We start from the raw sequence: 12,582 nt of genomic DNA, 5'->3' as shown, positions 1-12,582 counted from the left end.
TGACCGACCGGGAGGTGGCCGCTCGTGGCCGATGACGCGAAGGTCCTCGACTACCTCAAGCGGGCGACCGCCGACCTGCGGGAGACCCGCAGGCGGCTGGCCGAGGCGGAGGGCAAGCGGCACGAGCCCATCGCCGTGGTCGGCATGAGCTGCCAGTACCCCGGGGGCGTGCGCTCCCCGGAGGACCTGTGGCGGCTGGTGTCGGAGGGCCGCGACGGCATCGGCGGCTTCCCCACCGACCGCGGCTGGGCCGAGGACGCGCTGCGCGACGTCGACGGCTCCGGCGCGCTCACCGTGGCCCAGGGCGGGTTCCTCGCCGACGCGGGCCTGTTCGACGCCGGGTTCTTCGGCATCTCCCCGCGTGAGGCGCTGGCGATGGACCCGCAGCAGCGCCTGCTGCTGGAGCACGCCTGGACCGCCGTCGAGCGCGCGGGCATCGACCCCCGCTCGCTGCGCGGCACCCGCACCGGCGTGTTCGCGGGCGTGATGTACCACGACTACGCCGTGCGCCTGCACGGCGCGGCCGACGACGTCGCCGGCTACGTCGGCACCGGCAGCGCCGCCTCGGTCGTCTCCGGCCGGGTCGCCTACGCGATGGGGTTGCAGGGCCCGACGCTGACCGTCGACACCGCCTGCTCGTCCTCCCTGGTCGCCCTGCACCTGGCCGCGTCGGCGCTGCGCCAGGACGAGTGCCAGTTCGCCCTCGCGGGCGGGGTCACCGTCATGTCCAACGCGGGCAGCTTCGTCGAGTTCTCCCGCGCGGGCGGGCTCTCGGCCGACGGCCGGTGCAAGTCCTTCGCCGAGGGCGCGGACGGCACCGGCTTCGGCGAGGGCGTCGGCTTGCTGCTGCTGGAGAAGCTGTCCGACGCCCAGCGCAACGGCCACCGCGTGCTGGCCGTGCTGCGCGGCTCCGCGGTGAACTCCGACGGCGCCAGCAGCGGCCTGACCGCGCCCAACGGCGCCTCCCAGCAGCGGGTGATCCGGCAGGCCCTGGCCAACGCCCGGCTGGAGACCACCGACATCGACCTGGTCGAGGCGCACGGCACCGGCACGCCGCTGGGCGACCCGATCGAGGCCCAGGCCGTCATCGCCACCTACGGCCAGGACCGCGAGGAGCCGCTCTACCTCGGCTCGATCAAGTCCAACATCGGCCACACCCAGGCCGCCGCGGGCGTCTCCGGCGTGATCAAGGCGATCCTGGCGCTGCGCCACGGCGTGATGCCCCGCTCGCTGCACCTGGGCACCCCGACCTCGCAGGTGGACTGGGAGTCCGGCGCGGTCTCCCTGCTGACCGAGGCCCGCGACTGGCCCGAGGTCGACCGGCCGCGGCGCGCGGCGGTGTCCTCGTTCGGCATCAGCGGCACCAACGCCCACATCATCGTCGAGCAGGCCGTCGAGCAGGCCGTCGAGCAGGCCGTCGAGGCGGGCACCGCCGACCCCGACGGGACCGGCGACACCGGCAGCCCGGCCCCCGCCGCCGGGCCGACGGCGTGGCCGCTGGCCGGGCGCACCGAGGACGCGCTGCGCGCCCAGGCCGCCCAGCTCAAGGCCGCGCTCGTCGCCGCACCGGACTGGGTGGCCGCGGACATCGGTCACTCGCTGGCCACCACCCGCACCGCCTTCGAGCACCGGGCCGTGGTCGTCGGGTCCACCCGCGAGGAACTGCTCGCCGGGCTCGACGCCATCACCCCCGCCTCGGTCACCCGCGGGCGCACCGCGTTCGCCTTCACCGGCCAGGGCTCGCAGCGCGCGGGCATGGGCCGCGGCCTCGCCGCGGCGTTCCCGGTCTTCGCCGCGGCCTGGGACGAGGTCGTCGCGCTGTTCCCGGCCCCGGTGCGGCACGTGCTGGTCGAGGACCAGTCGCGGCTCGACGACACCGAGTTCGCCCAACCGGCGATCTTCGCCTTCGAGGTCGCCCTGGTGCGGCTGTTCGCCTCCTGGGGCGTGCGGCCCGACGTGGTGATCGGGCACTCCGTCGGGGAGATCGCCGCCGCGCACGTGGCGGGCGTGTTCACCCTGGCCGACGCGGCGGCGCTGGTCGTCGAGCGCGGCAGGCTCATGGGCGCGGTCACCGCGCGCGGGGCGATGGCCGTGATCGGCCTGCCCGAGCGGGAGATCGCCCTGCCCGCGGGCGTGGAGGTCGCCGCGGTCAACTCCGCGGACTCCACCGTGGTCTCCGGCGACGCCGACGCCGTGGCCGCCCTGGCCGACGAGCACGCCGCGCGCGGCGTGCGCGTCAAGCGGCTCGCGGTCAGCCACGCCTTCCACTCCGCGCACATGGACGAGGCCGTCGCGCCGCTGGCCGCGCTGGTCCGCTCGCTGCCCCGGTCGGCGCCCGCGATCGAGTTCGTCCCCGCCGCGGGCCCCGGCGACCCCGCCGACGCCGACTACTGGACCCGCAACCTGCGCGGCGCGGTCCGCTTCGCCGACGGCGCCGCCCGCCTCGACGCCGCCCGCGTCGTCGAGATCGGCCCGGACGCCGCCCTGGCCCCGCTGCTGGCCGCGTGCGCCCCGGCCCAGCGCCGCGACCGCGACGAGGCGCTGACGGCGCTGCGCGCCCTCGGCCACGTCCACGCCACCGGCGGCGAGGTCGACTGGTCCGCCCTGCACACCGGCGGCCGGGTCGTCGACCTGCCCACCTACCCCTTCCAGCGCGAGCGCTACTGGCCCGCCACCGAGGCCCCCACCAGCACGCCCTGGCACTACCGCGACCACTGGACCCCGGTCCCGGAGAACCCGCCCGTCGCGCTCGGGAGCTGGCTCGTCGTCGGCGACCCCGACTCCCCGCTGGCCGCCGACCTCGCCGCGCGGGGCGCCCGCGTGGTCGACGCCGCCGAGGTGCCGGGCGCCGCCGGGTCCGCCGAGGGCGTGCTCGCCCTGCACCCCACCGCGGCGAGCCTGCTCGCGCTGCTCCAGTCCTTGGTGGACACCCCGGTCCCGGTCTGGGCCGTGACCACCGGCGCGCTGGCCGACGCCCCCGAGCAGGCCGCGGTGTGGGGCCTGGGCCGCACCGCCGCGCTGGAGATCCCCGAGCGCTGGGGCGGGCTGGTCGACGCCCCCGCCGACACCACCGCCGACCGGCTCGCCCTGGTGCTCGGCGGCGGCGAGACCGAGGTCCTGCTCACCCCCGACGGCAACCGCGCCCGCCGCCTCGCCCGCGCCGAGACCGCCGCGTCGTGGACCCCGCGCGGCACCGTGCTCATCACCGGCGGCACCGGCGCGCTGGGCGTGCGGGTGGCGCACTGGGCCGCGGCCACCGCCGACCGGCTCGTGCTCACCAGCCGCCGCGGCGGCGCGGTCCCCGACGGCCTGCCCGAGGGCACCGCGGTCGTGGCCGTCGACGCCGCCGACCGGGAGGCGATGGCCGCGCTGCTCGCCGACGTCGAGCCGGACGCGGTCATCCACGCCGCGGGGGTGCTCGACGACGGCGTGCTCGACCGGCTCACCCCCGAGCGGCTGGCCTCGGTCGCCGCGGCCAAGCCCGTCGCCGTGCGCGTGCTCGACGAGCTGACCCGCGACCGCGACCTCGACGCGTTCGTGGTCTTCTCCTCGGCCGCGGCCACCTTCGGCGCGCCCGGCCAGGGCAACTACGCCGCCGCCAACGCCGAGCTCGACGCCCTCGTCCGCGCCCGGCACGCCGCCGGGCTGCCCGGCACCAGCATCGCCTGGGGCCCGTGGGCCGAGGACGGCATGGCCACCGGCGACAAGGCCGCCGCCCGCACCGCCCGCTCCGGGCTGGCCGCGCTCACCGCCGACCGCGCCGTGACCGCGCTGGCGCTGGCCGTGGGTTCCGGGCTGCCCGCGCTGACCGTGGTCGACATCGACTGGTCGGTCTTCGCCCTGCCCGGCCGCCTGCTCTCCGACCTCGCCCCGGCCCGCGCCGCCGCGCCCGCCCCCGACCTCGGCGCCCAGGCCGAGCGCTTCCGCGCGCTGCCCGCCGACCGCCGCGGCCAGGCGCTGCTGGACCTGGTGCGGGAGACCGCAGCGGCCGTGCTCGGCTTCGCCTCCGCGCGCGCCGTGCCCGCCGACCGCGCCTTCCGCGAGCTGGGCTTCGACTCGCTGACCGCGGTGGAGCTGCGCACCGCGCTCAACGCCGCCACCGGCCTGTCCCTGCCCGCCACCGCGGTGTTCGACCACCCCACCGCCGCGGACCTGGCCCGCCACGTCGACGGCCTGCTCGACGGGGTCGCCGCCACCCGGGTGCCCTCGGTCGTGGCCGCCGCCGGGTCCGACGAGCCGATCGCGATCGTGGGCATGGCCTGCCGCTTCCCCGGCGGGGTCGCGGCGCCGGAGGACCTGTGGGACCTGCTCGTCGCCGGGCGCGACGGCCTCGGCCCGTTCCCCGACGACCGCAACTGGGACCTCGCCGCCCTGTTCGACCCCGACCCGGACAACCCCGGCACCAGCTACACCGCCACCGGCGGGTTCCTGCGCGACGTGCCCGGCTTCGACGCGGACTTCTTCGGCATCTCCCCGCGCGAGGCGCTGGCGATGGACCCCCAGCAGCGGTTGCTGCTGGAGACCACGTGGGAGGCCTTCGAGCGCGCGGGCATCGCCGCCCCGACCCTGCGCGGCAGCGCCACCGGCGTGTTCGTGGGCACCAACGGCCAGGACTACGCGCCGCTGTTCACCGGCTCCACCGAGGGCGTCGAGGGCCACCTGGCCACCGGCAACTCCGCCAGCGTCGTCTCCGGGCGCCTGTCCTACGTCTTCGGGCTGGAGGGCCCGGCGGTCACTGTCGACACGGCGTGCTCGGCGTCGCTGGTCGCGCTGCACCTGGCCGTGCAGGCGCTGCGGTCGGGGGAGTGCACGCTGGCCCTGGCCGGCGGCGTGACGGTCATGTCGACCCCCACGGCGTTCATCGAGTTCTCCCGCCAGCGCGGCCTGTCCGGCGACGGCCGCTGCAAGGCGTTCTCCGCCGACGCCGACGGCACCGGGTGGGGCGAGGGCGTCGGCATGCTCGTCGTCGAGCGGCTGTCCGACGCGCGCCGCCACGGCCACCGCGTCCTGGCGCTCGTGCGCGGCTCGGCGGTCAACCAGGACGGCGCGTCCAACGGGCTCACCGCCCCCAACGGGCCGTCGCAGGAGCGGGTGATCCGGCAGGCGCTGGCCAACGCGCGCCTGGAGCCGTCCGATGTGGACATGCTGGAGGCGCACGGCACCGGCACCTCCCTCGGAGACCCGATCGAGGCGCAGGCGTTGCTGGCCACGTACGGCCAGGGGCGCTCGGTGCCGCTGTACCTCGGTTCGGTGAAGTCGAACATCGGCCACACCCAGGCCGCCGCGGGCGTCGCCGGGATCATCAAGTCCGTCCTGGCACTCAACCACCGCACCCTGCCCAAGACCTTGCACGTCGACGCGCCGACCCCGCACGTGGACTGGACCGCGGGCAGCGTCGAGCTGCTGACCGAGGCCCGCCCGTGGCCCGAGGCCGACCGGCCCGGCCGCGCCGCGGTCTCCTCCTTCGGCGTCAGCGGCACCAACGCCCACGTCATCCTGGAGCAGGGCGACCCCGCCCCGGAGCTGGCCCCGGACACCGCTCTCACCCCCCTCGTCCTGACCGCCCGCTCCGCCGCGGCGCTGCGTGCCCAGGCCCAGCGCCTCGCCGACGCGCTGCCGTCGTTGCCCGCCACCCGCGCCGCGTTCGCCCTGGCCACCACGCGCGCCCACCTCGGCCACCGGGCGGTCGCCCTGGGCGTCGACGCGGTGCGCGCGCTGGCGGCGGGGGAGCAGCACCCCGCGCTGGTGCAGGGGACCGCGGGTGAGCCGGGCCGGGTCGTGTTCGTGTTCCCGGGTCAGGGTTCGCAGTGGGTCGGGATGGCGCGTGAGTTGGCCGCGTCGTCGGAGGTGTTCGCGGCTCGCCTGGCCGAGTGCGATGCGGCTTTGAGCGAGTTCAAGGACTGGTCGCTCGACGAGGCCCTGGGCGATGCCGCGCTGCTGGAGCGCGTGGACGTCGTGCAGCCGGTCCTGTGGGCCGTGATGGTGTCGTTGGCCGAGGTGTGGCGGTCGTGGGGCGTCGAGCCTGCCGCCGTCGTGGGTCACTCGCAGGGTGAGATCGCCGCTGCTGTCGTGGCGGGCGCGCTGTCGCTGGAGGACGGTGCCCGCGTCGTGGCGCTGCGGTCGCAGGTGCTGCGGCGGCTGGCCGGGCGCGGCGGGATGGTGTCGGTCGCACTGGGCGAGACCGAGGTGCGGGCGCGGATCGCGCCGTTCGGGGACCGGGTCTCCGTGGCCGCGGTGAACGGGCCCGCCGCCGTCGTGGTGTCGGGTGAGCCCGCCGCGCTGGACGAGCTGGTCGCCGCGTGCGAGGCCGATGGCGTGCGGGCCAAGCGGGTGCCGGTGGACTACGCCTCCCACTCCGCCCAGGTCGACGAGCTGCGCGAGGAGCTGCTGGCCGCGCTCGCGCCGGTGCGGCCGCGCGTCGGGCTCGTGCCGGTGCACTCCACCCTCACCGGGCGGGTCGAGGACGGCTCGGGCATGGACGCCGGGTACTGGTTCGACAACCTGCGCTCCACCGTCGAGTTCGCCGCCGCGGTGACGCGGCTGGTCGACGACGGGTTCGGCACGTTCATCGAGTGCTCCCCGCACCCGGTGCTCACCATGGCCCTGCCCGACGACGTGGTCGCGGTCGGCTCGCTCAAGCGCGACCACGGCGGGCTCGACCGGATGCTGCTGTCCCTGGGCGAGGCCGTCGTCGCGGGCATCACCCCGGACTGGGTGCTGGTGCTGCCCGGCGCCGAGCCCGTCGACCTGCCCACCTACCCCTTCCAGCACGAGCGCTTCTGGCCGCAGCGCGTCACCGCCGCCGCGGGCGCGCCCAGCGGCTTCGGCCAGGGCGCGGCCGGGCACCCCTTCCTCGGCGCGCTGGTCTCGCTGGCCGACGGCGACGGGGCCGTGCTCACCGGCCGCCTCGCCCTCGACGACCACCCCTGGCTGGCCGACCACGTCGTCGCCGGGCGGCTCATCGTCCCCGGCACCGCGCTGGTCGAGCTGGCGCTGTGCGCGGGCGAGCACACCGGGGCCCCGCACGTGGAGGAGCTGACCCTCCACCAGCCGCTCACCCTGCCCGAGCAGGGCGCGCTGCGCCTCCAGGTCTCCGTGGGCGCCGACCAGGGCGGCCGCCGCCCCGTGTCGGTCCACTCCCGACCCGACGCCGACGACGCCCCGTGGACCCGCCACGCCGACGGCCACCTCACCGCCACCGCGCCCGAGGCCCCCGCCGTCACCGAGTGGCCCGCGCCCGGCGCGGTCGAGGTCGACATCGACGGCCTCTACGCCGACCTCGCCACCCGCGACCTCGGCTACGGCCCCGCCTTCCGCGGGCTGCGCCGGGTGTGGCGCGACGGTGACGACGTCCTGGCCGAGGTCCGCCTCGACGACGCCGAGCACGCCGCCGCCCAGCGCTTCGGGCTGCACCCCGCCGTCTTCGACGCCGCCCTGCACGCCATCGCCCTCGGCGGGTTCGTCGACGCGGGCGTCCGCGCCGCCCTGCCGTTCTCCTTCTCCGACGTCCGGCTCTCGGCCACCGGAGCCACCGCCCTGCGGGTGCGCGTGTCCGCCGCGGGCCCGAACGCGGTGACCGTCACGGCCGCCGACGCCGACGGCGCCCCCGTCGTCCGGGTCGGCGCGCTTGCCCTGCGCCCCCTCGACACCGCCGCGCTGGCCCCCGCCACCGGCGCCGCCCTGTACGCGCTCGACCGCGTGGAGGTCGCGCACGAGCCCGCAGATGCCGTGCTCGACATCGACGGCATGTCCCTGGCCGACGTGCTCGCCGCCGTCCAGGCCCACCTGGCCGACGAGGCCGCGGGCCTGCTCGCCGTCCGCACCACCGACACCGTGGACGGCGCCGCCGCGCGCGGCCTGGTCCGCACCGCGGCCAACGAGAATCCCGGCCGCCTCGCGCTGGTCGACACCGATGGGTCCCTGGGCGCCACCCCGGTCAACGCCGACGAGCCCGAACTCGTGGTGCGCGACGGCCGAGTCCTCGCCCCGCGCCTGGTCCGCGCCGAGACCACCGCCGTCACCGAGCCGTTCACCGCCGAGAGCCGGGTGCTGATCACCGGTGGTACCGGCACCTTGGGCCTGCTGGTGGCCCGTCACCTGGTGGCGGAGCACGGTGTTCGCCACGTGGTGCTGGCCAGCCGTTCCGGTGGTGCCGTTCCGGACATCGACGCGGACGTCCAGGTCGTGGCGTGCGATGTGTCCGATCGGGACGCTGTGGCGGCGTTGTTGGCCGAGCACCCGGTGACCGCGATCGTGCACGCCGCGGGTGTCCTCGACGACGGCGTGGTCACCGCACTGACCCCCGACCGGCTCGACGCGCTGCTGGCCCCCAAGCTGACCGCGGCGCGGCACCTGGCCGAGCTGGCGGGAGAGCTGACCGCCTTCGTCCTGTTCTCCTCGGCCGCGGGCGTGTTCGGCAACCCCGGCCAGTCCGGCTACGCCGCCGCCAACAGCGCCCTCGACGCCCTCGCCGTCGAGCTGCGCGCCGCCGGGGTCCCGGCGACCTCGCTGCCGTGGGGCCTGTGGGCCAGCGCCAGCGGCATGACCGGGCACCTCGACGGCACGCAGCTGCGCCGCACCGCCCGCGGCGGTGCCCGCGCCCTCACCGACGACGACGCGCTGGCCCTGTTCAGCACCGCCGTGCGCACCGGCGCCGCCGTCCTGGCGCCGCTCGACCTCGACCTGGCCGCGGTGCGGGCCGCGGGCGAGGTGCCGCCGCTGCTGCGCGCCCTGGTCCCGGCGCGCCGCCGCCGGGCCGCCGCCGCGACGGCCGCCCCGACCGCCGACCTGACCCCGGCCGCCGCGCTCGACCTGGTCCGCGCCACCACCGCCGCCGTGCTCGGCCACGCCTCCGCGGCCTCGGTCGACCCCGACCGCGCCTTCGCCGACCTGGGCTTCGACTCGCTCACCGCCGTGGAGCTGCGCAACCGGCTCGCCGCCGCCACCGGTCTGCGGCTGCCCGCCACGCTCGTCTTCGACCACCCCACGCCCGCGGCCCTGGCCGCCCGCGTCGTGGGCGAGGCCCCCGCGCGCCGCGCCACCACCACCGCGCCCGCGCGCCCGGTCGACGAGCCGATCGCGATCGTGTCGATGGCCTGCCGCTACCCCGGCGGCATCGCCACCCCCGAGGACCTGTGGGAGCTGGTGGCGGGCAACCGCGACGTCATCGGCCCGTTCCCCGGCGACCGCGGCTGGGACGTCGCCGCGCTCACCGGCGGCCGCCCCGGCGCCCCCGCGGGCGCGTTCCTCCACGACGCCGCCGACTTCGACGCGGGCCTGTTCGGCATCTCCCCGCGCGAGGCGCTGGCGATGGACCCGCAGCAGCGCATCCTGCTGGAGGTCTCCTGGGAGACCTTCGAGCGCGCGGGCCTGGACCCGCACGGCCTGCGCGGCAGCCGCACCGGCGTGTTCGCGGGCGTGATGTACCAGGACTACGCCTCGCGGCTGGTCGCGGTGCCCGAGGGCGTCGAGGGGCACCTGGGCACCGGCAACTCCGCCAGCGTCGTCTCCGGCCGGGTCGCCTACGCCTTCGGCCTGGAGGGCCCGGCGATCACCGTCGACACCGCGTGCTCGTCGTCGCTGGTGGCCGTCCACCTGGCCGCGCAGGCGCTGCGCACCGGGGAGTGCGACCTGGCCCTGGCGGGCGGGGTCACCGTCATGTCCACGCCCGGGGTCTTCGTCGAGTTCACCCGCCAGCAGGGCCTGTCCGGCGACGGCCGCTGCCGGTCGTTCGCCGAGGGCGCCAACGGCACCGGCTTCGCCGAGGGCGCGGGCCTGGTGCTGCTGGAGCGGCTGTCCGACGCGCGCCGCAACGGCCACCACGTGCTCGCCGTCGTGCGCGGCAGCGCGGTCAACTCCGACGGCGCGTCCAACGGCCTCACCGCCCCCAACGGCCCGTCGCAGCAGCGGGTGATCTCCGCCGCGCTGACCGCCGCCCGCCTCGACCCCGCCGAGGTCGACCTGGTCGAGGCGCACGGCACCGGAACCGTGCTGGGCGACCCGATCGAGGCCCAGGCGCTCATGGCCGCCTACGGCCAGGACCGCGAGCAGCCGCTGTACCTCGGCTCGGTCAAGTCCAACCTGGGCCACACCCAGGCCGCCGCAGGCGTCGCCGGGATCATCAAGGCCGTGCAGGCCATGCGCCACGGCGTGCTGCCCGCCTCGCTGCACGTCGACGCCCCCAGCGGGCGCATCGACTGGTCCGAGGGCGCGGTGGAGCTGCTGACCGCCAACCGCGACTGGCCCGCCGTCGACCGGCCGCGCCGGGCCGGGGTGTCCTCGTTCGGCATCAGCGGCACCAACGCCCACGTCGTCCTGGAGCAGGTCACCACCGCGCCCGCGCCCGCCGTCGAGACCGGTGGCCCGCACGCCTGGGTGCTGTCCGCGCACGACGACGCGGCGCTGACCGCCCAGGCCGCCCGGCTCGCCGCGCACCTGACCGACGAGCCCGCCGCCGAGGTCGCCGCCGCCCTCGCCACCCGCGCCGACCTGCCGCACCGCGCGGTCGTCGTCGGCGACCGCGCGGAGCTGGTCGCCCGCCTGGCCACCCTGACCGGGCCCGGCGTCTTCCGCGGCACTGCCGCGCGCGGGCGCACCGCGTTCGTCTTCACCGGCCAGGGCGCGCAACGCGTCGGCATGGGCCGGGGCCTGGCCGCCGCCCACCCCGAGTTCGCCCGGGCGTGGGACGCCGTGCTCGCCCTCTACCCCGAGCACGTGCGCGCCGAGCTGGCCGGGGAGCAGACCCGGATCACCGAGACCGAGTTCGCCCAGCCCGCCCTGTTCGCCTTCGAGGTCGCCCTGGCCCGGCTGCTGGAGTCGTGGGGGGTGACCCCGGACGTCGTCATCGGCCACTCGGTCGGGGAGATCGCCGCCGCGCACGTCGCGGGCGTGCTCACCCTGGCCGACGCCGCCCGCCTCGTCGTCGCCCGCGGCGCGCTGATGGGCTCGGTGGCCGCGCGCGGGGCGATGGCCGCCATCGGCGCCGCTCCCGAGGACATCGACCTCCCGGCGGGCGTGGAGGTCGCGGCCGTCAACGGCCCGCAGTCCACTGTGGTCACCGGGGACGAGGACGCGGTGCTCGCGGTGCTCGACGCCGCGCGGGCGCGTGGGCTCAAGGCCACGAGCCTGGAGGTCAGCCACGCCTTCCATTCCGCGCACATGGACGAGGTGCTGCCGGAACTGCGCGCCCTGCTCGACACCGTCGAGCTGGCCGAGCCCCGGATCGATTTCATCCGGGTGGCGGGTGAGCGCACGGGCGCGGACTACTGGGTCGACAACGTGCGCGGCACCGTGCGCTTCGCCGACGGTGTCTCCCGGCTCAACGCCGCCCACGTGCTCGAAGTGGGCCCGGACGCCGCGCTGACCCCGCTGGTCGCGGGCTGCGTCCCCGCCCAGCGCCGCGACCGCGACGAAGCCGCGGCGCTGCTGGAGGCCCTGGCCCGGCTGCACGTCGCGGGCCGCACCGTCGACTGGGCGCGCCTGACCCCGACCACCCGGCCCCTGACCCTGCCCACCTACGCCTTCCAGCGCACCCGCTACTGGCTCGACGCCGCCCCCACCCCGGTCGACCCGTGGCTCTACCGGGTCGAGTGGGACGGGATCACCCTGGGCGAGACCGCCGCCGAGCCGGTCGTGGCCCTCGGGGACGCCCCCGCGCCGCTGCGCCGCATCACCGACCTCGACGAGCTGGCCGACGAGACCCTGCTGCTGGTCGACCCCGACCCGGCGCTGCTGGTGGAGGCGCTGGGCCGGGCGCGCACCACCTGGGTGGTCAGCGCCGACCCCGCCGTGCTCGCCGTGGCGCGCGTCGCCGCCCTGGAGCAGCCCGCCCGCTTCGGCGGCGCGGTCACCATCACCGACCCCGCGGGCTGGGCCGCCCTCCCGCGCGCCATCGCGGGCCGCGAGGACCAGCTCGCTTTGGGCGAGCACGCCCGCGCCCGCCGCATCGCCCCCGCCTCGCCGCCGCGGGCCTGGCGCCCGCGCGGCACCGTCCTGATCACCGGGGGCGGCGGCGCGCTCGGCGCCGAGGCCGCCCGCTGGGTCGCCGCCGAGGGCGCGGACCGCGTGGTGCTGGTCAGCCGCCGCGGCGCCGACGAGGCCCTGCTCGCGCAGCTGCGCGCCACCGGGTCGGTCGAGGCCGTCACCGTCGCCGCCGACGTGACCGACCGGGCCGCCATGGCCGAGGTCGTCGCCCGGTACGCCCCCACCGCCGTCATCCACACCGCGGGCGTCGCGCACACCGCGCCGCTGGCGGCCACCACGGCCGAGGACTACGCGCGCGTCGCCGCCGCCAAGGTCGAGGGCGCGCGCGTGCTGCACGAGGTCGTGGGCGAGGTCGACGCGTTCATCGTCTACTCCTCCATCGCCGGGGTCTGGGGCAGCGGCGAGCAAGCCGCCTACGCCGCCGCCAACGCCGCCCTGGAGGCTCTGGTCGCCGAGCGGCGCGCCGCCGGGCTGCCCGCGACCGCCATCGCCTGGGGCCCGTGGGCGGGCGAGGGCATGGCGGGCGGCCGGGCCGGGGCCGACCTGGCCCGCAGCGGCCTGCGCCCGATGGAGCCCCGCCGCGCCGTCGAGGCGCTGGCC

1 protein-coding gene is annotated in these 12,582 nt (G+C 77.5%); it reads left to right on the top strand.

Annotated features, from left to right (window positions below; translation table 11 throughout):
• Positions 1-24: 24 nt before the first annotated feature.
• A partial coding sequence (locus BJP25_RS33275) for a type I polyketide synthase (RefSeq protein WP_075974851.1) occupies positions 25-12,582 on the top strand: 12,558 nt, incomplete at its 3' end.

The organism is Actinokineospora bangkokensis, from assembly GCF_001940455.1.
Taxonomy (GTDB): Bacteria; Actinomycetota; Actinomycetes; order Mycobacteriales; family Pseudonocardiaceae; genus Actinokineospora; species Actinokineospora bangkokensis.
This window is presented reverse-complemented; position numbering and strand designations above follow the sequence as displayed.